The sequence below is a fragment of the Streptomyces sp. NPDC031064 genome (assembly GCF_055570965.1).
The window spans coordinates 1-24,617 of record NZ_JBVIGF010000005.1 but is presented as its reverse complement, the minus strand read 5'-3'; the positions used below and the strand labels follow the sequence as shown (position 1 = coordinate 24,617).

At 72.9% G+C, this 24,617-nt stretch carries 20 protein-coding genes; 14 read left to right on the top strand and 6 right to left on the bottom strand.

Annotated features, from left to right (window positions below; translation table 11 throughout):
• Window positions 1-93: 93 nt before the first annotated feature.
• Window positions 94-1,176 carry a mannose-1-phosphate guanylyltransferase gene (manB, locus tag ACZ46W_RS18925; protein ID WP_468338858.1) on the top strand — a complete coding sequence of 361 codons (1,083 nt, stop codon included), beginning with the start codon at window positions 94-96 and terminating at the stop codon, window positions 1,174-1,176.
• 71 nt (window positions 1,177-1,247) lie between these two features.
• Window positions 1,248-2,246, top strand: coding sequence for a DNA-3-methyladenine glycosylase family protein (locus ACZ46W_RS18920; protein ID WP_468338856.1), 999 nt, complete (start codon window positions 1,248-1,250; stop codon window positions 2,244-2,246).
• Between the two features lie 6 nt (window positions 2,247-2,252).
• Here the strand turns inward: ACZ46W_RS18920 and ACZ46W_RS18915 are convergent, their stop codons facing one another.
• The 3 genes from ACZ46W_RS18915 to ACZ46W_RS18905 all read right to left on the bottom strand — a co-directional run bounded on the left by ACZ46W_RS18915 (window position 2,253) and on the right by ACZ46W_RS18905 (window position 5,176).
• Window positions 2,253-3,569 (bottom strand): coenzyme F420-0:L-glutamate ligase, encoded by a 1,317-nt coding sequence (locus ACZ46W_RS18915; protein WP_468338854.1) that lies wholly within the window; start codon window positions 3,567-3,569, stop codon window positions 2,253-2,255.
• 86 nt (window positions 3,570-3,655) lie between these two features.
• Entirely contained in the window at window positions 3,656-4,612 is a 957-nt protein-coding gene (gene cofD / locus ACZ46W_RS18910) for a 2-phospho-L-lactate transferase (protein ID WP_468338852.1), read from the bottom strand.
• Window positions 4,613-4,678: 66 nt separating this feature from the next.
• A complete protein-coding gene (locus ACZ46W_RS18905) occupies window positions 4,679-5,176 on the bottom strand; it encodes a cysteine dioxygenase (protein ID WP_468338850.1) in 498 nt (165 codons plus the stop codon).
• Window positions 5,177-5,838: 662 nt separating this feature from the next.
• Between ACZ46W_RS18905 and ACZ46W_RS18900 the strand changes: the two genes are divergently transcribed.
• The 3 genes from ACZ46W_RS18900 to ACZ46W_RS18890 all read left to right on the top strand — a co-directional run bounded on the left by ACZ46W_RS18900 (window position 5,839) and on the right by ACZ46W_RS18890 (window position 11,888).
• Window positions 5,839-6,102 (top strand): WhiB family transcriptional regulator, encoded by a 264-nt coding sequence (locus ACZ46W_RS18900; RefSeq protein WP_023588371.1) that lies wholly within the window; start codon window positions 5,839-5,841, stop codon window positions 6,100-6,102.
• Between the two features lie 558 nt (window positions 6,103-6,660).
• Window positions 6,661-10,365: a glycosyltransferase family 2 protein gene (locus ACZ46W_RS18895; RefSeq protein WP_468338848.1), complete on the top strand. Its 3,705-nt coding sequence runs from the start codon at window positions 6,661-6,663 to the stop codon at window positions 10,363-10,365.
• Window positions 10,362-11,888, top strand: coding sequence for a DUF5719 family protein (locus ACZ46W_RS18890; protein WP_468338846.1), 1,527 nt, complete (start codon window positions 10,362-10,364; stop codon window positions 11,886-11,888). The genes ACZ46W_RS18895 and ACZ46W_RS18890 overlap by 4 nt, the downstream gene beginning before the upstream one ends.
• Window positions 11,889-12,021: 133 nt before the next feature.
• Here ACZ46W_RS18890 and ACZ46W_RS18885 read toward each other — a convergent pair whose 3' ends face one another.
• Window positions 12,022-12,450 (bottom strand): metallopeptidase family protein, encoded by a 429-nt coding sequence (locus ACZ46W_RS18885; RefSeq protein WP_366128542.1) that lies wholly within the window; start codon window positions 12,448-12,450, stop codon window positions 12,022-12,024.
• A gap of 273 nt (window positions 12,451-12,723) precedes the next feature.
• Between ACZ46W_RS18885 and ACZ46W_RS18880 the strand changes: the two genes are divergently transcribed.
• The 6 genes from ACZ46W_RS18880 (at window position 12,724) to ACZ46W_RS18855 (ending at window position 18,874) form a co-directional block, all read left to right on the top strand.
• Window positions 12,724-13,152 (top strand): DUF3499 domain-containing protein, encoded by a 429-nt coding sequence (locus tag ACZ46W_RS18880; protein WP_468338843.1) that lies wholly within the window; start codon window positions 12,724-12,726, stop codon window positions 13,150-13,152.
• 75 nt (window positions 13,153-13,227) lie between these two features.
• Window positions 13,228-14,610 carry a phosphomannomutase/phosphoglucomutase gene (locus ACZ46W_RS18875; protein WP_468338841.1) on the top strand — a complete coding sequence of 461 codons (1,383 nt, stop codon included), beginning with the start codon at window positions 13,228-13,230 and terminating at the stop codon, window positions 14,608-14,610.
• A gap of 404 nt (window positions 14,611-15,014) precedes the next feature.
• Window positions 15,015-15,197: a Trm112 family protein gene (locus ACZ46W_RS18870; protein ID WP_468338839.1), complete on the top strand. Its 183-nt coding sequence runs from the start codon at window positions 15,015-15,017 to the stop codon at window positions 15,195-15,197.
• An 83-nt stretch (window positions 15,198-15,280) separates the two neighbouring features.
• Entirely contained in the window at window positions 15,281-16,438 is a 1,158-nt protein-coding gene (locus ACZ46W_RS18865) for an SIS domain-containing protein (protein WP_468338837.1), read from the top strand.
• Between the two features lie 238 nt (window positions 16,439-16,676).
• A complete protein-coding gene (manA, locus tag ACZ46W_RS18860) occupies window positions 16,677-17,843 on the top strand; it encodes a mannose-6-phosphate isomerase, class I (protein WP_468338835.1) in 1,167 nt (388 codons plus the stop codon).
• A gap of 95 nt (window positions 17,844-17,938) precedes the next feature.
• Window positions 17,939-18,874 (top strand): cation diffusion facilitator family transporter, encoded by a 936-nt coding sequence (locus tag ACZ46W_RS18855; RefSeq protein WP_468338833.1) that lies wholly within the window; start codon window positions 17,939-17,941, stop codon window positions 18,872-18,874.
• 57 nt (window positions 18,875-18,931) lie between these two features.
• On the opposite strand, the gene lepB is transcribed toward ACZ46W_RS18855, so the two are convergent.
• Window positions 18,932-19,618, bottom strand: a complete 687-nt coding sequence (gene lepB, locus ACZ46W_RS18850; protein ID WP_468338831.1) for a signal peptidase I — start codon at window positions 19,616-19,618, stop codon at window positions 18,932-18,934.
• A 330-nt stretch (window positions 19,619-19,948) separates the two neighbouring features.
• Here lepB and ahcY point away from each other — a divergent pair, with 330 nt between their 5' ends.
• Window positions 19,949-21,406 (top strand): adenosylhomocysteinase, encoded by a 1,458-nt coding sequence (ahcY, locus tag ACZ46W_RS18845; protein ID WP_468338829.1) that lies wholly within the window; start codon window positions 19,949-19,951, stop codon window positions 21,404-21,406.
• Window positions 21,407-21,544: 138 nt separating this feature from the next.
• A complete protein-coding gene (locus tag ACZ46W_RS18840) occupies window positions 21,545-22,159 on the top strand; it encodes a hypothetical protein (protein WP_468338827.1) in 615 nt (204 codons plus the stop codon).
• Window positions 22,160-22,171: 12 nt separating this feature from the next.
• On the opposite strand, the gene ACZ46W_RS18835 is transcribed toward ACZ46W_RS18840, so the two are convergent.
• Window positions 22,172-23,179, bottom strand: coding sequence for an RDD family protein (locus ACZ46W_RS18835; RefSeq protein ID WP_468338825.1), 1,008 nt, complete (start codon window positions 23,177-23,179; stop codon window positions 22,172-22,174).
• Between the two features lie 118 nt (window positions 23,180-23,297).
• Between ACZ46W_RS18835 and ACZ46W_RS18830 the strand changes: the two genes are divergently transcribed.
• Entirely contained in the window at window positions 23,298-24,305 is a 1,008-nt protein-coding gene (locus ACZ46W_RS18830) for a stage II sporulation protein M (protein ID WP_468338823.1), read from the top strand.
• Window positions 24,306-24,617 lie beyond the last annotated feature (312 nt).

Sequence of the window (24,617 nt, the reverse complement as noted above, 5' to 3'; positions counted from 1 at the left end):
TGTACCGAACGGTCTGCATACACTGTCCGGTCGTATCGGTCATATGACCGATGTGGCCCATCGACCGGACCCAGCAGGAAGCAGAGACGACAGGTGACAGAAGCGATCCTCCTGGTCGGTGGCAAGGGCACCCGGCTGCGTCCGATGACGGTCAACACGCCCAAGCCGATGGTTCCGGCGGCCGGCGTCCCGTTCCTCACGCACCAACTGGCCCGCGCCCGGGCGGCGGGCGTCGAGCACATCGTGCTGGCGACCTCGTACCTCGCCGAGGTGTTCGAGCCGTACTTCGGCGACGGGTCGTCGCTCGGCCTGCACATCGAGTACGTCACCGAGAAGGAGCCCCTGGGCACGGGCGGCGCCATCCGCAACGTCGCCTCGCGCCTGCACTCGGGACCGGACGAGCCGGTCCTGATCTTCAACGGGGACATTCTGACCGGCCTGGACATCCGGGCCCTGGTGGACACCCACGAGACGTCCGGCGCGGACGTCTCGCTCCACCTCACCCGCGTCGAGGACCCCCGCGCGTTCGGCCTCGTCCCGACCGACGCCACCGGACGGGTCACCGCCTTCCTGGAGAAGCCGCAGACGCCCGAGGAGATCGTCACCGACCAGATCAACGCGGGCGCCTACGTCTTCCGCCGCTCCGTCATCGACACCATTCCGGCGGGCCGCCCCGTCTCGGTCGAACGCGAGACGTTCCCCGACCTGCTCGCGACCGGCGCCCACCTCCAGGGCATGGTCGACTCCACGTACTGGCTGGACCTCGGCACGCCGCAGGCGTTCGTGCGCGGCTCCGCCGACCTCGTGCTGGGCCGCGCCCCGTCCCCGGCGGTGCCCGGCCGGCGCGGCGACCGGCTCGTCCTCGACGGGGCCTTTGTCGCCCGGGACGCCAAGCTCACCGGCGGTACGGTCATCGGCGCCGGCGCGACGGTCGGCGAGGGCGCCCGGGTGGCCGGCAGCACCGTCCTGGACGGCGCGGTCGTCGAGGCCGGCGCGGTGATCACCGACTCCCTGATCGGCGAGGGCGCCCGGGTGGGCGCGCGGACGGTGCTGCACGGCGCGGTGATCGGCGACCGCGCGCACGTGGGCGCCGACAACGAACTTCGCGACGGCGTACGCGTCTGGTGCGGGGCCCGGCTGCCGGACGGGGCCGTGCGCTTCTCGTCGGACCAGTGAGCACGCTGGGTCTACCCTCATAGGGACCCTGGGGCCCCACCGGGGACCCCGACCGTGAGGACCGTACCGACGTGGCAGGCCGTTACGCCCCGCGCCCGACCCGCACCACCGTGCGCGGCGGCCATGTCGCCCTGCCCGCGCAGGCCTCCGGCCCAGGGGCCGCCGCGCCACGCACGCGCACCTGGACGCCGCCGTACCCGCTGGACCTGGGGCTCGCCCTGGGCCCGCTGCGGCGCGGCCCGGGTGACCCGACGTTCCGGACGGCGCCCGACGGGTCGGTGTGGCGGGCCACCCGCACCCCGGCGGGCCCCGGCGCGCTGAGGGTCGCGGCGCGCGGCGGCACCGTCGAGGCCCAGGCGTGGGGCGAGGGCGCGGAGTGGCTCCTGGACCGGCTCCCGGCGCTGCTCGGCGCGGAGGACGATCCGTCGGCGTTCACCCCGCACCACCGGCTGCTGGCCGTGACCGAGCGGCGCCGCCCGGGGCTGCGGCTGACCCGGACCGGGCTGGTCATGGAGTCGCTGATCCCCTCGATCCTGGAACAGAAGGTCACGACGGACGAGGCGTACCGGGCGTGGCGGCTGCTCGTCACCAGGTTCGGCGAGCCCGCGCCGGGCCCGCACGACCGCCTGTACGTCATGCCGGAGCCCCGCACGTGGGCACTGATCCCGTCCTGGGAATGGCACCGCGCGGGCGTCGACGACAAGCGCGCCGCCACGATCCTCCGCGCGGTCCGGGTCGCCCGCCGCCTGGAGGAGGCCGCCGCGATGGACCCGGTGGACGCCCGTCGCCGGCTGGAGCTCATCCCGGGCATCGGCCCCTGGACGTCCGCCGAAACGGTCCAGCGCAGCAACGGCGCCCCCGACGCGGTCACCACCGGCGACTACCACCTGCCGAGCATCGTCGGCTACGCCCTGGCCGGCCGCCGCGACGCCGACGACGAGGAGATGCTGGAGCTCCTCGCCCCCTACGCGGGCCAGCGCCACCGCGCCGCCCGCCTCATCCTCCTCAGCGGCCACACCCCGCCCCGCCGCGGCCCCCGCTTCACCCCGGGCAACATCGCCGCGCTCTGACCGGGGTCACCGCACCTCGACGAAGCCCTCCACGTCCCGCGCCGCCCGCGGCCCCGGCACCCGCGCCGGGCGGCCGACCGCCACCGCGCCCATCGGGTCCCAGTCGTCCGGCAGCCCCAGCACGTCCCGTACGACGTCCCGGCAGAACATCGTGGACGACACCCACGCCGACCCCAGCCGCTCGCCGGCCAGCGCGACCAGGAGGTTCTGGACGCCCGCCCCGGCCGCGACCACGAACATCTCCCGCTCCGCCCCGTCCCGCCGCGCGTCCCCGTAGTGGTGCGAGCCGTCCATCACCAGGCACGGCACCACCAGGTACGGCGCGCGCCGCAGGACGTCACCGCGGCGCACCCGGCGGGCGATGGCGTCCTCGCCCAGACCGTCGGCCCGCAGGTCGGCGACCCACGCGTCCCGCATCGCGTCCAGCAGCCGCACCCGCGACTCCTCCGACTCCAGCAGCACGAACCGCCACGGCGTCGTGTGGTGCGGCGCGGGCGCCGTCAGGGCGGCGGCCACCGCCCGCCGCACCGCACCCGGGTCCACCGGGTCGTCCCGGAACTCACGCACCGTGCGCCGCAGCGTGACCGCCTCCCGCACGGCCTCGGACGTACCGAGCCGGAACATGTCGTCCGCCGCGTCCCGCACGAGCGCGCGGGCGCCCTCGCCCGCGTCCGGCACCACCAGGTGCGCGAGGCCCCGCACGACCGCGACCGGCAGGCCCGTCGCCTTGCCCTTCACCAGGTCCCCGGCGGCGGCCAGCTCGTCCGCTCCGGCGACCACGGTGGCCACCAGCGGGTTGCCGTACGCGTCGGTGCCGCCGCGCAGGTCGTCCAGCACCCGGACCCCCGCGGCGCCGATCGCCACATCGGTGACCCCGCTGCGCCACGGCCGCCCGAAGGTGTCGGTGACGATGACGCCGACGTCCACACCGAGGGCGTCCCGCAGCCCGTCGCGGATGGCCCGCGCGGACGCGTCCGGGTCCTCCGGCAGCAGCAGCACCGTGCCCGCCGGGGTGTTCGACGCGTCGACCCCGGCCGCCGCCATGACCAGGCCCTGCCGGTTCTGGACGATACGGAGGGTGCCGCGCCGGGCCACCACCCGTACCGTCTCGGCGTCGATGGCCGCCTCGCGGTCGTCCGCCGCGACGATCCGGCCCTCCGCCTTGCTGACGATCTTGGACGTGACGAGCAGCACGTCACCGTCCACGAGCCCCGGTCCGGTGGCCGCGATCAGTTGGGCGAGGTCGTCGCCCGGCCGCACCTCGGGCAGCCCGGGCAGCGCCCACACCCGGTAGGAGGGGGCAGTCACGGAGGGGGCCGTCACGGAAGGGGGTGTCACGGCGGGGGCCGTCAGGGAAGGGGCCGTCCCGGAGGGAGCCGTCACGGGGGAGGTCGGCACGGAGGAGGCCGTCACGCCCGTACCTCCTCGGCGAGGGCGAGTGCCTCGCGCGCCATCGCCGCCGTGGCGTCCACGTCCGTCATCATCAGCGGCACCGCCCGGCAGCGGATGCCGGCCGCCTCCACCTCGCCGACCGTGCCCGCGTCTGCCGTGTCGACCAGCCAGCCGTCGAGCAGCCCGGATCCGTAGTGCTGGGCGACCGCCGCGGCCGTGGACTCGACGCCCACCGCCGCCAGCACCTTGTCGGCCATGCCCCGCACCGGCGCGTTCCCGACGATGGGGGAGAGACCCACCACCGGCACGCCCGCGTCGGCGATCGCCTCGCGGATGCCGGGCACGGCGAGGATGGTGCCGATGCTCACGACCGGGTTGGACGGCGGGAAGAGCACCACATCGGCCTCGCCGATCGCCTCCAGCACGCCGGGCGCCGGCTTGGCCTGCTCGGCGCCGACCGGCACCACCGCGTGCGCGTCCACGGAGGCGCGCAGCTTCACCCAGTACTCCTGGAAGTGGACTGCCTTGCGCTCGCCCTCGACCTCGATGGCGACGTGCGTCTCGACGCGGTCGTCGGACATCGGCAGCAGCCGCACCCCCGGCTTCCACCGGGCGCACAACGCCTCGGTGACGGCACTCAGCGGATACCCGGCGCCCATCATCTGCGTACGGACGATATGGGTGGCGAAGTCGCGGTCGCCGAGCCCGAACCACTCGGGTCCGACTCCGTACGCCGCCAGCTCGCTCTTGACCGTGAAGGTCTCGTCCGCGCGCCCCCAGCCCTGCTCCTCGTTGATGCCTCCGCCCAGGGTGTACATCACCGTGTCGAGGTCGGGGCAGACCTTCAGCCCGAACAGATGGATGTCATCACCGGTGTTGCCGATGACCGTGATGTCCGCGTCGGGCGCGGCCTGCTTGAGGCCGCGCAGAAAACGGGCACCGCCGATGCCGCCGGCCAGAACCACAATGCGCATGGGCACAGTCTGTCAGCCGAACGCCGATCCTTTGAGTGGTGGTGGCCGGGGCGACGGGTGGGCCTGTCAGGCGACTACGACATCCCGGGTCTCCGGGGCGGAGCAGGTGGTGCCGTGCATCGGCATGTCGGTCAGTCCCGGGTAGTAGACGTGCAGGCTGACGGCCGGGTCGAGCGAATCGTTGACCACATCGTGCGCGTACCCCGGCGCGAAGACGCGCTGGGCGCCGGCACTGAGCAACCGCGCGCCCTTTTCCGTACGTTCCGTCAGTTCCCCCTCGAGAACGGTCAGTACGCCGGAGGAGCCGCCGTGATCATGCATACCCGTGCCCTGACCGGGCACCCAGGACAGCAGCCACACCTCGTAACCGGGCCCGGTGCGCAGCCGGTGGTACCAGCGGGTGGTGGCGTCGTACTCGACGAGGTGCGCCCACTGCGCCCGGTCGGCGGCAATCGTCCGGGCGAGCCCGGCGAAGTCGGCCACGGTGGACGGGTGCTCCTTGGCGGGCTGGAGCAGGTGCTGTACGGCGAGGATGTCGCCGGCGATCTGGAGGTCGCTGTTCATGGAGTGCGGGGGTTCCTCGGGAGAAACGGATCCGGAACGTCCGGAAACCGGAGGGGGAAAACAGACGCTGGAGGAGGGCTGGAGCGCTACGGCATCAACAGCAGGAACAGCGACAGCAACAGAGCGGCTGAAGAGCCGGGGCAGCGCTGCGGGACCCACGGGCGTGGGTCGCGGGGAGCGCTGTGGTCGCTGGCATGCCATCAAAGGTGACCGGCTGGATTACGTCTGTCAACCCAATGCCCGATTTGGCGGCAATGTTTCACCTCATCCGGTTACTCCGTCCGGAGAAAGGTTTGTGCTGGCGGGGGCCAGGACACATGGCGCAGCAACCGCCCGCGCAAACGTCGTCGCGCTCTCGTGACCTGACTGTGATCCGGGTCGCTTCACCGGCTCGACCGCAACAAGATCGAAGCGGCGAACGTCCTCCCTTGAAGAGGTGGTGAAAGGGAGGGTGCGGGCAGGGCGGCGGCATGTGTCTCATTTTTGCTGATTTGAACACTTTCCGCATAGCCTTGGTTCCGCAGAGTGAATACCGGACCCAATAGCAGATCCCGGCTTGACTGGCCCGGAGCACCACACTTGTAATTTCACTCGTGTCGTTCGGCCGAAAAATTCGACAAACGGCCACATCACGGGGACGCAAAGACCGACGAGGGGCGCACATGACCGAGTTGTTCCAGGAACTGCTGGTCGAGGACGCGGATGAGGAACTCGGCTGGCAGGAGCGCGCGTTGTGCGCCCAGACGGATCCGGAGTCCTTCTTCCCCGAGAAGGGCGGATCCACTCGCGAGGCCAAGAAGGTCTGCCTCGCCTGCGAAGTCCGTTCGGAATGCCTCGAGTACGCGCTCGCCAATGACGAAAGATTCGGAATCTGGGGCGGCCTCTCGGAGCGCGAGCGCCGCCGCCTCAAGAAAGCCGCGGTCTGACCCACCGGGCGCGGCCCACCGGCCCGAGCCGCCGATCTCCGTCCGACGCGCCGCTGCCGGCCGCCCTCGCACGGGCACGCCGATTCCCAGTCACCGCCCTGCCCACCCGGGGGGGCACCCGCTACACAAGCCGGCCACCTGGTTTCGTACCGGCTCGGGCGATTCCCAGCCACCGCGTCCGTGTGCCGCGCCCGCCATGCGGCGCAGGCGGGGCCGTGCAGGGTCGTCCCCGCAGAGGTTGGCGGCGAAGCCGGGGCTCCCTTTGGTGGCGCCCAAGGCCGCCGGCCTCGAGAGTCGAGCCCGGAGGGGCCACGCCCCCACCCACCGCTTAGGCGCCGCCCGGGCCCGGCCGCCCGCACGCACGGAGTGCGCACCCGGCCCCGCCGGGCCCGCGCCGAGCGGCCAAAGCGTGCACACATGTGCGTAAAGAACGGTCCGCCGACCCTGCTCTGTCCACAGGCGGCGGACCGCTCTCCTGCCAGCCATTAGTGTGGGCCTCCGTCCGAGACGCTCCAACGCCCCCCGCGGGCGACCCCCGGCCGGAGGGCCCGTAACCCGATGTCCGCCACCACGCAGCAGCCCGAGTTCCCGCGGCACGTCGTCACCGCCGTGCTCGTCTCCCACGACGGCGCCCGGTGGCTGCCGGACGTCCTCGCCGGACTGCTCGGTCAGGAACGCCCCGTACAGAACGTCATCGCCGCCGACACCGGCAGCGCCGACGACTCCGCGCGGCTGGTCACCGAGGCCATCGGCGACGACCGGGTGCTGCACCTCGCCCGCCGTACGGGCTTCGGCGCCGCCGTCGACGAGGCGGCCCGCACCGCTCCCGTCCTCGGCCCCGAGGAGTTGCCGTACCTGAAGCGGCCCAGCGGCTGGGACCCGGTCAGCCGGACGTGGAACGACGACGCGTACGACATGCCGGACCTGCCGTACGGCGAGCCCGTCCAGTGGCTCTGGCTGCTCCACGACGACGCCGCGCCCGAACCCGGCGCCCTCGCCGAGCTGCTCCGGGTCGCGGACAGCGACGCGTACGCGGCGATCGTCGGGCCCAAGCTGCGCGGCTGGTACGACCGCAAGCAGCTCCTCGAAGTGGGCGTGTCCATCGCCAACAGCGGTCGCCGCTGGACCGGCCTGGACCGGCGCGAGCAGGACCAGGGCCAGCACGACCAGGTCAGGTCGGTGCTGTCCGTCTCCAGCGCCGGAATGCTCATCCGCCGTGACGTCTTCGAGGAGCTGGGCGGCTTCGACCGGCGCCTGCCCCTGATGCGCGACGACGTCGACCTGTGCTGGCGCGCCCACTCCGCCGGCCACCGGGTCCTCGTCGCGCCCGACGCCGTCCTCCGCCACGCCGAGGCCTCCGCGCGCGAGCGGCGCACCGTCGACTGCGCGGGCCGCTCCGTCGCCAGCCCCCACCGCGTCGACAAGGCGGGCGCCGTCTACACGCTGCTCGCCAACGCGCGCGGCATCGCCTTCCCGTGGGTCCTGCTCCGTCTCGTCGTCGGCACCCTCCTCCGTACGCTCGCCTACCTCGTCGGCAAGGCGCCCGGCCAGGCCGTGGACGAAGTCATGGGCCTGTTCGGCACGTTGCTGCGGCCCGAGCGGATCATCGCGGCCCGCCGCAGAAGAAGCCGAAGGGCCGTCGAGGCGTCCGAACTGAGGCCGCTGTTCCCGCCGCCCGGCGCTACCGTGCGCGCCACCGTCGAGCAGGTCATGTCCAACTTCGGCGGCACGGACGCCGATTCGGGCGGCTCGCGCCACGGCGCGGTCGAGTCGGGCCCCGGCGGGGACGACGCCGAATACCTGGAGATCGAGCAGTTCGCCCGGCTCAAGAAGATCGCCCGCAAGCCGGGCCCGGTCCTCTTCGCCCTGCTGCTGGTGGCATCCGTGGTGGCCTGCCGCGGCCTGTTCGGCGGCGGCTCCCTCGCGGGCGGCGCGCTGCTGCCGATCCCCGACGGAGTCGGGGAGCTGTGGGGGCGGTACGCGGACGCCTGGCATCCGCTCGGCACCGGCGGCACACAGACCGCCCCGCCGTACCTGGCGGTCCTCGCCGCCCTCTCCGCCGTGTTCCTCGGCTCCACCGGCCTCGCGCTCACCGTGCTGCTGGTCTGCTCGGTGCCGCTGGCCGGTTTCACCGCGTACTTCGCCTCCCGTCCCCTGGTCCAGTCACGGCTGCTGCGTGCCTGGGGAGCCGTCGCGTACGCCTTCTTGCCCGCCGTGACCGGGGCGCTGGCGACCGGGCGGCTGGGCACGGCCGTCCTGGCCGTCCTGCTGCCGCTGATCGCCCGGGCCGCCGTCGCGGCGCACGGACTGCGGCTGCGCGGGGAGGCACGCGGTAGCTGGCGCGCCACCTGGGCGTACGCGTTGCTGCTCACCTTCACCATGGCGTTCACGCCCGTCGTCTGGCCGCTCGCGGTCGTCCTCGGGCTGGCGGTGCTGGTGCTGCGGCGCGGCGACATCGTCGCGTACGGGCTGCGCTTCCTGGCCGCCGTGGGCACACCGCTGCTGCTGCTCGCGCCCTGGTCGCTGACGCTGCTGTCCGACCCGTCCGCCTTCTTCAGGGAGGCCGGGACGGAGTTCGGTACGGGCGCGGCCTCCCCGCTCGACCTGCTCGGCGTCTCGCCGGGCGGGCCCAGGACCGTCGGCGGGATCGTCCTGATCGGCCTGGTCCTGGCGGCGCTCGCGGCCCTGCTGCGCGCCGAGCGGCAGTTCGCGATCCGCGCGGCGTGGGTGGTCGCCGTCGTGGCGCTCGTCTTCGCGGCGCTCCTCAACGGCGCGGGCAGCGGCCCCGGCGACGGCTCCGGCTGGGCCGGGCCCGCCACCCTCGTGTACGGCATCGCGCTGCTGGCCGCCGGCATGCTCGGCGCGGAGGGCGGCCGTACCCGCGTCGCCTCCCAGAGCTTCGGCTGGCGCCAGCCGGTCGCCGTGCTGATCGCGCTCGCCGCCGCCGTCGGGCCGGTCGTCTCGGCGGCCAACTGGATGATCGGCGGCGCGGCCGGCCCCCTGGAGCGGCGCGACCCGGTCCAGGTGCCCGCCTTCGTCGCCGAGGAGAGCGACACCCGGGACCAGCCGCGCACCCTGGTGCTGGGCGGCACCTCCACCGCCGAGGTGCCGTACACCCTGGTGCGTGGCTCCGGCGCCCGCCTCGGCGACGCCGAGCTGACCGCGGCGGGCGGCGGTGACCCGCGCCTCGACAAGGTCGTGGCCAACCTGGTCGCCGGCTCCGGCGCGGACCAGACCGACCAGCTCAGCGGCTTCGCGATCCGGTACGTCCTGGTCCGGGACGGCGCCCCGCGCCAGATGAGCCGCGTCCTGGACGCCACGCCGGGGCTCACCCGGCTCAGCCAGTTGGACGGCAGTGCCCTGTGGCGGGTGGACCGGCAGGTCGCGCGGGCCACCATCGTCCCGGGCGGCGACGGCAAGGGCGAGCGGCTGCCGGTGGCCGCCGGTCCCGTCGAGGCGCACACCGAGATCCCGGCCGGCGGCCCCGGTCGCGTGCTGCGTATCGCGGACCGCGCGGACGACGGCTGGCTGGCCACGATCGACGGACGGCCGCTGAAGAAGACGGTCGTCGACGGCTGGGCGCAGGGCTTCGAGCTGCCCGCCGAAGGCGGGCGCCTGGACCTGACGTACGAGGACTCCTTCGGCCACACCGCCTGGCTCTGGGCGCAGTCCTTCCTGGCCGTCGTCCTCCTCGTGCTGGCCCTGCCCGGGCGGCGCCGTGACGTGGACGACGACCTGCCGGACGACGAGCCCGTCGTGACCGCCGAGGACCTGGCGGGCGACGGCCGCCGGGCGCGCCGGCTGCGGGCGGCGGCGGCCGCCGAGGCGGCGGAGGCGGGGGACGCGGAGACGGCTCCCGACGCCGGGCCGCACCCCGCCCCCGATCCCGTACCGGACACCGACCCGTACGCGCACCCGGAGGTGCCGCGGCAGCCCGTCTACGGCGAGTGGGACGGCGGCCACACGTACGCCGCCCAGCCGGCCGCCCAGCAGCAGTACCAGGCCGACCCGTACCAGCAGTACCCGCAGTCCTACGAGCAGTACCAGCAGCCGCAGTCCTACGAGCAGGGTGCTCCCCAGCAGGGTGCTCACGAGCAGGGCGGATACGAGCAGGGCGGGTACGAGCAGGGCCAGTACGACCCGCAGTACCAGCAGCAGCAGTACCAGCAGTACCCGCCGGGGCAGTACGAGCAGCAGCACTACGGCTACGAGGGCTACGAGTACGACAACGAGCAGCGTCCCGACGGGAGCAGCAACCAGTGAACCGGACCACCCTCTCCCTCGCCGCCGCCGTCACCGCCCTCGCCGCGGTCACCGGATTCGCCGCCCTGACCACCCCCGAGAGCGACGCCGGTACGCCGACGGCCCGCCCGGCCTCTGTCCGGCTCCCCGTCGAGCGCTCCAGCCTGCTGTGCCCCGCGCCGAGCAACTCCGAGGTCGCCGAGACGGTGTACACGTCGTTCACCCCGGCCGGTGAGGGAAAGGGCAGCGGGCAGGCCGAGCTGATCCCGTCCGCCGCCACGGCTGACGGGACGACGGCCGACCCCAAGAAGACGGACACCCCGAAGAAGGCACCGGCCGCCGACAAGCCCGTCCTCACCCTCGCCCAGCCCGGCAAGCCCGCCTCCGCCGAGGCGGACGGCGGCGACGCGCCCGCCCTGGTCGGTTCGGCATCCGGACCTCTCGCCCCCGGCTGGACCACCCAGCAGACCACCAAGGTCCCGGCGGGCGGAGGGCGCGGACTGCTCGGCGTGAGCTGCACCCCGCCCGACACCGACTTCTGGTTCCCCGGCGCCTCGACCGCCAAGCAGCGCGCGGACTACGTCCATCTGACCAACCCCGACGACACGGCCACCGTCGTCGACATCGAGCTCCACGGGCCGCAAGGCCCCCTGAAGTCGCAGCTCACCGAGGGCATCACGGTCCCGGCGCGGTCCAGCGTGCCGGTGCTGCTGTCCACCCTGACCACCGACCCTGCCGCCGAGGACGTCACGGTCCACGTCACCACCCGCAGCGGGCGGGTCGGCGCCGTGGTGCGCTCCGCCGACGAGAAGCTCGGCAGCGACTGGCTGCCCGCGTCCGTCGACCCGGCCGGGACGCTGGTCCTGCCCGGCATCCCGGCCGACGCCACGTCCGTACGGCTGGTGGCGTACGCGCCGGGCGAGGACGACGCCGACCTGAAGATCCAGCTCGCCAGCCCGACCGGCACGATCACCCCGGCAGCGGCCGAGAGCCTGCACGTCAAGTCGGGGATGACCGCGGCCGTCGACCTCAAGGACGTCACACGCGGCGAGGCCGGGTCGCTGCTGCTGTCCCCGGCGCAGAAGGGCAGGGCCACCCCGGTGGTCGCCGCGCTGCGGGTCGTGCGCGGCAAGGGCGACGACCAGGAGGTGGCGTTCATCCCGGCGACCGGTCCGGTGGGGGAGCGGGCCACCGCCGCCGACAACCGGGCCAAGGGCACCACCCTGTCGCTGACCGCGCCCGGCGAGACCGCGGAGGTCCGGGTCACCGCGTCGGCGGGCACCGAGGGCGGGACGCCGGCGACCAAGACGTACACGGTCAAGGGCGGTACGACACTGGCGGTCACGCCGCCGGTTCCGGCCGGGCTGAAGGGTTCGTACGCGCTGACCGTCGAGACGCTCTCGGGCGGCCCGGTCCACGCGGCCCGCACGCTGGCCGAGCCGGACGACGGCATCCCGATGTTCACGGTGCAGACGCTCGCCGACGACCGCGGCACGGTGGAGGTCCCGGAGGCGCGACAGGACCTGTCGGTCCTCGTCGACTAGCGGGGGCCGGCGACCAGCGGGACCAGCCGCGACCAGCGGGGCCGCTTGGGTCGGCGACCAGCGGGACCAGCCGGTTCCGCCGGGGCCCAGCTCCGCCGGTTGCGACGGGATCCCAGCCGGTCCCGGCCCGGGGTCAGTCCTGTCCGTACCGGGGGTCGACCGACTCGGGAGACAGCCCCAGCAGCTCGGCGACCTGCTCGACCACGACCTCGTGGACGAGCAGGGCACGCTCGTCGCGGTTCTTGGCCCGCAGCTCGACGGGCCGCCGGTAGACGATGACCCGCGCGGGCCGGTCGCGGCCGGCCGGGACCGAGACGCCGAGCGGCACGGACTCGTCGGAGGCCACCGGGACCTCCAGGACGAGGAAGTCGACGTCGGCGAGCTGCGGCCAGCGCCGCTCCAGCCGCTCCACCGAGTCCTGCACCAGATCGCGGAAGGTGTCCGCGCGGGTGGCGGAGAGCGGTACCTGGGGCGGGGCGACGGGCCCGCGCATGCCGCGGCCGTGGCGGTCTCGGCGGCGTGGCCGGGGCTCGGCCGGGCGGGGCGGTACGGGACTGTCCATCACTGAGGCAGGGTAGCTCTCCCCGGCGTATGACGATCGTGCCGCGCGCCACGCCCAGGGCATGTCGTTAATTGAGCATTCCGGCCGCGCTTCGGATCGATTCGGTGCCGGGAGTGGACCGGTCGGCTCGTCAGGATTGACCGGATTCGTTCGGGGTGGTGTTCGGCGCCTCGACCATCGGGACCCCTGCCTCACACCTTCCGCGCAGGTCAGTCGAGGCGTTCGCGGAGGCCCTGTGCGGGACGTCACACCGCGACACGGGCGAGTGACCTGGTGGAGAGTCGTCGCGGCCCGCTCAAGAGTGCGGTACCGTCCAACGTCGTGAGCCCTGTACGTCGCTGTTCGCGCACCGCGTGCGGCCGCCCTGCCGTCGCGACACTGACGTACGTCTATGCCGACTCGACTGCGGTCCTCGGCCCGCTCGCCACCTACGCCGAGCCCCACTGCTACGACCTGTGCGCCGAGCACAGCGAGCGCCTGACCGCGCCGCGCGGCTGGGAGGTCGTCCGCCTCTCCGACGGCTCCGCGCCCACCCGCCCCAGCGGTGACGATCTCGAAGCGCTCGCCAACGCCGTACGGGAAGCGGCCCGCCCCCAGGAGCGCGCCGCGCAAGCCGGCGGCAAGCCCGGCGGCCGTGCCGGGGACCCGGTGGAGGTAGGGCGGCGCGGGCACCTGCGGGTGCTGCGCTCTCCCGACTCCTGACCTCACGCCCCCTACGGGTAGTTTGTGTGCTCCACCGCGGGTGGACACACAGGGCGTGCAGGAGGGTGCGGGGAAGTGGAAGCTGACCAGTCTCGTGATCTGTCGGGGATCGTGAAGGCGTACGACGTTCGCGGAGTGGTGCCGGACCAGTGGGACGAGCCGCTGGCGGAGCTCTTCGGCGCGGCGTTCGTCGAGGTGACCGGCGCCGAGGCCATCGTGGTGGGCCACGACATGCGCCCCTCGTCGCCCGGCCTGTCCGACGCGTTCGCCCGGGGCGCGGCGCGGCGCGGCGCGGACGTCACGCTGATCGGCCTGTGCTCCACGGACCAGCTCTACTTCGCGTCGGGGCGCCTGGGACTGCCGGGCGCGATGTTCACGGCGTCGCACAACCCGGCCCAGTACAACGGCATCAAGATGTGCCGCGCGGGCGCGGCGCCCGTCGGCCAGGACACGGGCCTCGCGGACATCCGCGCGCTCGTGGAGAAGTGGCTGGAGACCGGCGCCCCCGAGGCGGCGGCCACCCCCGGCGAGCTGACCGAGCGGGACACGCTCACCGACTACGCCGCCCACCTGAAGACCCTCGTGGACCTCACCTCCATCCGGCCGCTCAAGGTCGTGGTCGACGCGGGCAACGGCATGGGCGGCCACACGGTCCCCACCGTGTTCGAGGGCCTGCCGCTGGACCTGGTCCCGATGTACTTCGAGCTGGACGGCACGTTCCCCAACCACGAGGCCAACCCCTTGGACCCGGCCAACCTCGTGGACCTCCAGCAGCGGGTACGCGAGGAGGGCGCGGACCTGGGCCTGGCGTTCGACGGCGACGCCGACCGGTGCTTCGTGGTGGACGAGAAGGGCGACCCGGTGTCCCCGTCCGCGGTCACGGCGCTCGTCGCGGCGCGCGAGCTGGCCAGGAACGGCGGTACGGGAACGATCATCCACAACCTGATCACATCGTGGTCCGTCCCCGAGGTCGTCCGCGAGAACGGCGGGACGCCGGTGCGCACACGGGTCGGCCACTCCTTCATCAAGGAGGAGATGGCCCGTACCGGCGCGATCTTCGGCGGCGAGCACTCCGCGCACTACTACTTCCGCGACTTCTGGAACGCCGACACCGGCATGCTGGCCGCGCTCCACGTCCTCGCGGCCCTCGGCGGCCAGACCGGGCCCCTGTCCCGGCTGGTCTCCTCGTACGACCGCTACTCCGGCTCGGGCGAGATCAACTCCACGGTCGCCGACCAGCCCGGCCGCACGGCCGCGGTCCGCGAGGCGTTCGCCTCCCGCGACGGGGTCACGACCGATGACCTCGACGGCCTCACGGTCACGGGCCCCGACTGGTGGTTCAACCTCCGCCCCTCCAACACGGAACCGCTGCTGCGCCTGAACGTCGAGGCCCGCGACGAACCGACGATGACCGCCCTCCGCGACGAGGTCCTCGCCCTCATCCGCACCACCGCCTGACCCACCCCGCCGCCCGGCCGGGCCCGACACCAACGGGCCCGGCCGCGGCAGCCCGGTGCGTTGCCGCCCGCCATCCCACCCGGCTCGCGGCAACGCGGCGAGGCGGAAGCCCCCACCTCCGCCGCCCCCACGCGTCCAACACCCGCCAGGCCCCCCCGCCAAGCCGCACCCCCGCCCAAAGCCGCCTCCGCCCAAAGCCGCCTCCGCCCAAAGCCGCCTCCGCCCAAAGCCGCCTCCGCCCAAAGCCGCCTCCGTCCAGGGGCGCACCCCACCCCCCGTCAAAGCCGCATCCCCGGCCCCCCGGCGGTAGGCTGACGTGGCCCGATGCGCACACACCAGCACACCAAGCAGTGCGCCCACCGCCCACCAGACCCGAGACCCGCACCCCCGAAGGGACCGCCCCCATGCCGCTCGAAGCCGGCCTTCTGGAGATCCTCGCCTGCCCGGCCTGCCACGCCCCGCTCAGCGACCGCACGGCAGCCGAGAACCCCGAGCTGATCTGCACCGGCGAGGACTGCGGCCTGGCGTACCCCGTACGGGACGGCATCCCGGTCCTCCTCGTGGACGAGGCCCGCCGCCCCGCCTGACGGCGCACCCGCGAAGGGCGCCGCACACCCCGGCGCCGCGCCGAACCGCACCCAACCAGCACGGCGATCGGAGGCCCCACCTCATGCTCGACGAGACGCTGCTCGACGACCCGGACGCCTTGGCCCGAGTCGACCGCCGCGGTCTCCTCCGCGGGGCCGCCGAAGCCGGCGCGCGCGTACGCACCGCCGCCCGCCACGCCGCCGAAGCCGGCGTCACCGAGCTGAACCCCGAAGGCCGCCCCCGCGCCATCCTCACCGCCGGCCCCGGCACCGCCGCCTCCTGCGTCGCCGACCTGGTGGCCACCCTGGCCGGCGCCTCCGCGCCCGTCGCCCGCCTGCACTCCACCGGCGTGGCAGCCGCCGCGGGCGCCCTCCGCTGGACGCTCCCGGGCTGGGCCGGTTCCGTGGACCTGCTCCTGATCACCACCGCCGACGGCACCGAACCCGGCCTCGCCCTCCTCGCCGAACAGGCCTACCGCCGTGGCGTCACCGTCGTCGCCGTCGCACCCCAGCGCTCGCCGCTCGCCCAGGCCGTCGGAGACACGCACGGCCTCGTCGTCCCGATGGCCACCGCTCCCCACGAGCTGACCGACGAGGAATCACAGTCGGCGAGCCCCGCCGCCCTGTGGGCCCTGTTCACCCCGCTCCTGGCGCTGCTCGACCGGGTCGGCCTCGTCACCGCGCCGGCCGACGCCCTCCAGAAGGTCGCCGACCGCCTCGACCGCACGGCCGAACGCTGCGGCCCGGCCGTCGCCACGTACAGCAACCCCGCCAAAACCCTCGCCGCCGAACTCGCCGACACGCTCCCGCTGATCTGGACCGAGGGGCTCGCCGCCGCCCCGATCGGCCGCCGGTTCGCCACCGTGCTGGCGGAGCTGGCCGGCCGCCCGGCCTTCGCGGCGGAGCTCCCGGAGGCGCTCGCGGCCCACGGAACCCTCCTGGCGGGCGACTTCGCGGCCGGTGCGGACCCCGACGACTTCTTCCGCGACCGCGTCGAGGAGGCGCAGGCCCTGCACGCCCGCGTCGTACTGCTCCGCGACCGCCCGGTCGGCGGCCTCACCGCCGCGCCCGCCGCCCGCGAGCTCGCGCTCAGCCACGACACCACCATCAGCGAACTGGAACCCGAGAACGGTACGGCCGACGACGGCGCGACCGACCTCGCGGCGTTCGCCGAGCTGCTCGCGGTGACCGACTTCGCGGCCGTCTACCTGGCGCTGGCGTCCCACCGCACCCCCACCTGAACGCCGCCACCCACCTCCCCCCGACCCAAGCTGCCCCCAAAACCCCTGGGGTTACCCCCACGACCCAAGCCACCACCCCAAATCCCCTGGCCACCTCCCGACCCAAGCCGTCACCCCCGAACCCCTGGCCACCCCCACGACCCCAGCCGCCACCCACCCACGCCGATCTCCCGGGCCACCCCCTGACACGCCCGCCCGCCCCCCACCGCAAGGCCCAAGACGCAAGGAAAGACGACGCATGGACCGCCTCTCCAACACCGTCCGCCCGTACGCCTGGGGCTCCACGACGGCCATCCCGGAACTGCTCGGCGTCGCCCCCACCGGCGAGCCGCAGGCCGAGATGTGGATGGGCGCCCACCCCGGCGCCCCATCCCGCGTCACCCGCGCCGGACAGCCGGAGCAACCGCTCTCCGCCCTGATCGAGGCCGACCCGGAAGGCGAACTCGGCCCCGCCACCGTCGCTAAGTTCGGCCCCCGCCTGCCCTTCCTCCTCAAGATCCTCGCGGCCGCCGCCCCCCTCTCCCTCCAGGTCCACCCGGACCTCACCCAGGCCCGGGAAGGCCACGCCGCCGAGGAACGCGCCGGCATCCCCATCGACGCACCCCACCGCAACTACAAGGACGCCAACCACAAGCCCGAACTCATCTGCGCCCTCACCCCCTTCGAGGGCTTCTGCGGCTTCCGCACCCCCGACCGGACCGCAGACCTCCTCGCCGCGCTGGACGTCGACTCCCTCAAGCCGTACGTCGACCTCCTCCACGCCCACCCCGAGGACGCCGCCCTCCGAGAGGTCCTCACCGCCGTCCTGGCCGCCGACCCCACCGAGATGGCGGCCACCGTCACCGAGACCGCCGCCGCCTGCGACCGGCTCGGCGGCGCCCACGCCCCGTACGCCGTCCTCGCGCACCACTTCCCCGGCGACCCGGGCGTCCTCGCCGCCATGCTGCTCAACCACGTCCGGCTCCAGCCCGGCGAGGCGCTCTACCTCGGCGCCGGCGTCCCGCACGCGTACCTCGGCGGCCTCGGCGTGGAGATCATGGCGAACTCCGACAACGTCCTGCGCTGCGGACTGACCCCCAAGCACGTCGACGTCCCCGAACTCCTCCGAGTGGTCCGCTTCGAGGCGAACGACCCGGGCATCCTCCGCCCCGAAGCCTCACCCTCCGGCGAAGAGGTGTACGAAACCCCCGTCGACGAGTTCCGCCTCTCCCGGTACGTGCGGCCCGAAGGCACCGGCCCCGTCGACATCACCGCCGCCACCCCCCAGATCGTCCTCGCCACCTTCGGCACCCCGCAGACGAACGACCTCCCCCTCACGCCCGGTCGGTCCGTCTTCATCCCCGCGGGCGAAAAGGCCGAACTGTCCGGTACGGGCACGGTCTTCCGCGCCACAGTGGTGGCCTGACGCACCGCCCGCCTCCGCTGCTGCAACAATGTGCCGCCGTACGAACCACCCCCCACCCCCAGCAGCCGGCAGCATCAGGAAGGACACCCGCACGCATGAGCGCGTCAGGCGGAACCAAGGCGATCGTGGCGGCGCTCGCCGCGAACCTCGCTATCGCGGCGGCCAAATTCGTGGCGTTCCTCTTCAGTGGTTCGTCCTCGATGCTCGCCGAGAGCGTGCACTCGCTCGCCGACTCCGGCAACCAGGGCCTGCTGCTCCTCGGCGGCAAGAAGGCCCAGCGCGAGGCCACGCCTCAGCATCCCTTCGGCTACGGCCGCGAGCGCTACATCTACGCCTTCCTCGTCTCGATCGTCCTCTTCTCCGTCGGTGGCATGTTCGCCATCTACGAGGGCTACGAGAAGATCAAGCACCCGCACGAGATCGAGGCCTGGTACTGGCCGGTCGGCGTCCTCGTCTTCGCGATCATCGCCGAGACCTTCTCCTTCCGTACGGCCATCAAGGAATCCAACGAGATCCGCGGCAGCCTCTCCTGGAAGGAGTTCGTACGCCGCGCCAAGGCGCCCGAGCTCCCGGTCGTCCTCCTGGAGGACCTCGGCGCGCTGGTCGGTCTGATCCTGGCGCTCGTCGGCGTCAGCCTGGCCATCGCCACCGGCAACGGCGTCTGGGACGGCATCGGCACCCTCTGCATCGGCGTCCTGCTCATCCTCATCGCGATCGTTCTCGCCGCCGAGACCAAGTCTCTGCTGCTCGGCGAGGCCGCCGGTATCGACGAGGTGAAGAAGATCGAAGAGGCGCTCGTCGACAACAACACCGTCACCGGCATCATCCACATGCGTACGCTGCACCTCGGCCCCGAGGAGCTGCTGGTCGCCGCGAAGATCGCCGTCCGGCACGAGGACACGGCCACCGAGATCGCCGCGGCCATCGACGCCGCCGAGGAGCGCATCCGTGCCGCCGTACCGATCGCCCGGGTGATCTACCTGGAGCCCGACATCCGCCGGGACACCAAGCCCGCCGCCCCGGCCCACTGACGGGACAACGAGACAGGCGAGAGGCCCCCGCCCGCGCGCAGCGGACGGGGGTCTTCCTCATGCCCGGCCGCCGCCCACCTGGCCGCCGCCCACCTGGCCGCCGACCGGGCCGCGGGGCCCCGGTCGGCGTCCGGTCAGCCACCCCGCGAGTCCCAGCCCGCCCCCGACGAGCACGGCGAGGGCCCCGGCGACCGCCCCCGTGCCCAGCAGCACCGGAACCGTGCCGCTGTCCAGCACCCGCTCACTCACCGCCGCCGCCGGAACCGTCCCGCCGGGACTGTCGTCCGCGAAGTAGCGCGAGTCCCGGGCGTTCGCCCGGTCGTCCCCGAGCGTGAACAGCCGACCCTCCGGCACCGTCACGTCGTACCGCATCCCGTCCCCGACCGGATCACCGCCCCGCACGTACGGCTCGGACAGCGGCTCCCCGTTCAGCGTCACCGTCCTGCCGTCACAGACGACGCGGTCGCCGCCGACTGCGATGACGCGCTGTATCACCGGCAGGTCCCCGTACCGCTCCGGCATGCGGTAGAGGACCACATCCCCCCGCCGCACCTCCGACGGCTCGACCTTCTCGGCAATGAGCCGGCGGCCCTGGCCGTACGTCGGTTCCATCGACGTCGAAGCAACCGTGTGCCCGGTGTACCCGCCCATGAAGGCCATCCCGCACCCCACGAGCAACACCAGCCCCACCGGAAGCAGCACCCACCCGGCGATCCGCAATCCACGCCCCGGTCTCATGCCCATCCCGTCCCACCCCTTCGTCCGACGGGCTGCCCGTACGCGCCCGAGGGACCCATGATCGCCCCGCCCCCTCCCGCCCCGGGCGGCCCCCCGCTGCCGGGGATTCGGCCGGATCGCGGCCCCGGGCGGACTGTGGGTCGCCGAAGCGATCGGTGTAGATTCGTGACCAGAGTCAGACGTCGCTGCTGATGGCGGTCGGGCGGTCCGCGACGGACCGGCCGAGGGAGAGAGGGCCTCCGACGACTGCACTGCGGGTACCGGGCATTCTTGTGCCCAGTTGCCTCGCAGAGCCAGCCGTACCCACCCTCGACCCAACACGAGGAGCAGCTCGAAATGACGACTGTCGACAACCGACAGGACTTCAAGGTCGCCGATCTCTCCCTGGCCGAGTTCGGCCGCAAGGAGATCACCCTCGCCGAGCACGAGATGCCCGGCCTGATGGCGATCCGCAAGGAGTACGCCGAGGCCCAGCCGCTCGCCGGCGCCCGCATCACCGGCTCCCTGCACATGACCGTGCAGACCGCCGTCCTGATCGAGACCCTGGTCGCCCTCGGCGCCGAGGTCCGCTGGGCGTCCTGCAACATCTTCTCCACCCAGGACCACGCCGCCGCCGCCATCGCGGTCGGCCCGAACGGCACCCCGGACAACCCCCAGGGCGTCCCGGTCTTCGCCTGGAAGGGCGAGACCCTGGAGGAGTACTGGTGGTGCACCGAGCAGGCCCTGACCTGGCCGAACACGCCCACCGGCGGCCCGAACATGATCCTGGACGACGGTGGTGACGCCACCCTCCTCGTCCACAAGGGCGTCGAGTTCGAGAAGGCCGGCGAGGCCCCGGACCCCTCCACCGCGGACAGCGAGGAGTACGGCCACATCCTCCGTCTCCTCAACCGCACCCTGACCGAGAACCCCCAGAAGTGGACCCTCCTCGCCTCCGAGATCCGTGGCGTCACGGAGGAGACCACGACGGGTGTCCACCGCCTGTACGAGATGCACCGTGACGGCACGCTGCTGTTCCCGGCGATCAACGTCAACGACGCGGTCACCAAGTCGAAGTTCGACAACAAGTACGGCTGCCGCCACTCGCTGGTCGACGGCATCAACCGCGCCACCGACGTCCTCATCGGTGGCAAGGTCGCCGTGGTCTGCGGCTACGGCGATGTCGGCAAGGGCTGCGCCGAGTCGCTGCGTGGCCAGGGCGCCCGGGTCATCGTCACCGAGATCGACCCGATCTGCGCGCTCCAGGCGGCGATGGACGGCTACCAGGTCACCACCCTCGACGAGGTCGTCGAGAGTGCCGACATCTTCATCACCACGACCGGTAACAAGGACATCATCATGGCCTCGGACATGGCCAGGATGAAGCACCAGGCGATCGTGGGGAACATCGGTCACTTCGACAACGAGATCGACATGGCCGGCCTGGCCAGGATCCCGGGCATCGTCAAGGACGAGGTCAAGCCGCAGGTCCACACCTGGACCTTCCCCGACGGCAAGAAGATCATCGTGCTGTCGGAGGGCCGCCTGCTCAACCTGGGCAACGCCACCGGCCACCCCTCGTTCGTGATGTCCAACAGCTTCGCCGACCAGACGCTGGCCCAGATCGAGCTGTTCACCAAGCCCGAGCAGTACCCGACCGACGTCTACGTGCTGCCCAAGCACCTCGACGAGAAGGTCGCCCGCCTCCACCTCGACGCCCTCGGCGTCAAGCTCACCACGCTCCGCCCGGAACAGGCCGAATACATCGGTGTGAAGGTCGAGGGCCCGTACAAGCCCGACCACTACCGCTACTGACGGCGCCCGTGCACTGACGCACGTCCGCAGCAGCCGGTCAACGGCAGCACGTACCAGGCAGGCCCCCGCACCCCCGTGCCGGGGGCCTGCCCCGTACCGGGCGTACCCCTACCGCCGATCCCGAGGACCCGAGGACCCATGCCCCGCGGCCGTTATTCGCTCCATGATCCGCACGATCACACCCCCCTCGGTGAAGAGCACTTCAACTGCGCCCCCGGCCCCTCCGGCTGGCGCTACGTCTCCCAGATCACCACCCCCTCCGGCGATCACGCCGGCTCCGTCGACCTCACCCTCGACGACCTCGGCCGCCCGATCCGCCTCGAACTCCACGCCGCGAGCTGGCAGGTCCGCGGCGCCGCCCTCGACGGCGTCACCTGGGTCCGCACCGACCCCACCGGAACCCACGCCACGGAAGGCAATGTGCGCGCCCACGCCTTCACCGGCACGTCACCGGCGTTCCTCATCGCGACATCCCGCCTGCTGCGCCTCACCCCCGGTTCTGCCCCCACCCGTGTCCGACTCGTCGCCTTCACGGACCCGGTCCTCGCCCCCCTCACGGTCGACCAGTCGTGGGCCCTGATCAGAAGTGAAGCGCACGCCACTGACAACGGCCCCCTCACCGTGGACGAATACCAGGTCAACGCCCTCGACACGGGCGAACAGCGCACGGTCCACATCGCCGGCGACGTGGTGCTCGCGGCCCCCGGCATCGAGCTGGAGGACCTCCAGACCCCGCCGTCGGTCTTCCCCTGACCGCTACCCGCCTCACGCGGGCGGAGCGAATCCCGTGGCGGGCGGCGTGCCCCCGCCCTCGCCTCCCGCCCGACCGCTCCCCACCGAGCCCCCAACGCCATAACCAACCGCCCCAGACCCACCAACCCCAGCACCGGCCCCACCAGCCCCAGTACCGGCCCCACCAACCCCCGGCAGCGAAGCCCCCAAGCCCATCGAAGCGCTGCCACCCACCGAAGCGCCACCGCCTACCGGCGCCCCACCGCCCGCCGATGAGGACGCCCTACCGCCCTGCGGGGCGAATGCCCGCCGCGCATCCCGCGCCTGCCGCTCGTTCACCACCGCGGCCAGATAGTCCGCCGCCGGCACCCCCGGGGGCGGAGGCGCACCCGTCCGGGCCACCAGATCGTCGGCCAGCCGCTCCGCCAGCGCCCGCCCCACCTCGCCGTCGAGCTGCCGCATCCGCGTCAGGTACTGGCGTATCGCCAGCCACAGGTCGTCCGGCACCGCCGACAGATCGAGCTGCGCGAACCGCCCGACGAGCCAGGGCGGCGGAGGCGGCACCGCCACCGCCCGAGCCGCCGGAACCCGCTCACGCACGACGAGCGTCCCCGCGAAGACATCACCGATACGCCGCCCCCTGGCCGACACCAGGGACGCGATGCACGCCACGACGCCGAAGGTCATCAGGATCTCCACGACGCCCATCGCCCCGCGCACCAGCGCGTGCCGGAACCGGATCGGCCCTCCGTCGTCCCGCACCACCCGCAGCCCACAAGCCAGCTTCCCGAGCGAACGCCCATGACTGAGGGTCTCCACCGCTATGGGCCCACCCACCAGGACGAGCATGAACGTCGCGATCGACACCGCCGTGACGGCCGCCTCGTCCAGCGAGGCGGTGGCCATCGCGAGGCCGACGGATATCAGCAGGTACGCGGCCCACACCACGACGAGATCAATGGCGAGGGCAAGCGCCCGGCTCGGCAACCTCGCCGGCTGCAAGCCGAGTACGACCGCGTCCCCCGTCACTACCCCGCTCACAGCGCCCACCCTTCTTCGGCCTTCCCCAACCCCTCCGAACGCCAGTCTGCCAAGCTGACCACCAGCGCGCCGCAGTAGTACGAACCGTACGCACCAGTGCCTGGAGCAGCAGCCGATCATGGACCTCGACGTCTACGTCACCGCCCACCGCGCCGAGTGGGACCGCCTGGACCACCTCCTGCGCCGCGGCAACCACCTCACCGGGGCCGAGGCCGACGAACTGGTCGCTCTCTACCAGCGCACCGCCACGCACCTCTCCCTGATCCAGTCCAGTGCCCCGGACCCCATGCTCACGGCCCGCCTCACACAACTGGTGGCCCGTGCCCGCGCCACGGTCACGGGCACCCGCCGCGCCTCCTGGCGCGACGCCGCCCGCTTCCTGACGGCCGGGTTCCCCGCAGCGGTCTACCGCTCACGCCACTGGTGGATCCCGACGGCCGTCCTGTCCACCCTCGTGGCCGCGATCATCGGCTGGTGGATCGGCACCCACCCGGAGGTCCAGGCCTCCATCGCGGCCCCCGACGAGCTCCGCCAGATGACCCGCCCCGGCGGGGAGTACGAGACCTACTACTCCAGCCACCCGGCCGCCTCCTTCGCCGCCCAGGTCTGGACGAACAACGCCCAAGCCGCCGCCATGTGCCTGGTCCTCGGCGCCTTCCTCTGCGTGCCGGTGCTGTGGATCCTCTTCCTCAACATGCTGAACCTGGGCGTCGGCCTCGGCCTGATGTCCTCGGCCGGCCGCCTCGACACCTTCCTCGGCCTCGTCCTCCCGCACGGCCTGCTGGAGCTGACCGCCGTCTTCGTCGCCGCCGGCACCGGCCTCCGGCTCGGCTGGACCCTCATCGACCCGGGCCCCCAACCGCGCCGGACAGCCCTTGCCCAGCAGGGCCGCGCCGCCCTCGGCATGGCACTCGGCCTGGCCCTGGTCCTTTTCGTCTCGGGCCTCATCGAAGGCTTCGTCACCCCCTCGGGCCTCCCGACCTGGGCCCGCATCACCATCGGCATCGCCGCCGAGCTGGCATTCCTGGCGTACGTGTACGTCCTCGGCGGCCGCGCGGCCAGGGCAGGCGAAACGGGTGACGTGGGGTTCCCCGACCGCAGCGCCGAGCTCCCCACCGCCGCCTGATGTGCGTCCGCCCCCGCTGACCTGCTAGTCTCCTCTTCGCCCACAAAACCCGTTGACACGGGTGGCATGGGGAGGTAGCTTTGAACGGTTGCCTCGGACTGGACAAGTTCGAGCGCAGCCAACTAGAGTCTCTCTCGCTCCGGTCGGAATTGATTTCCACGGAGCCAATCCGATTCCCATCCGAATCACCAACGCCGATTAGCTCGGCGGAAATGATTCTGATAAAGTCGGATCAGCCGAAAGGCAAAGGCCCTCCAACGGCCACCGGAAACTGAATCCGAACCGGAAACGGAACGGAAAAAGAATCTGGTA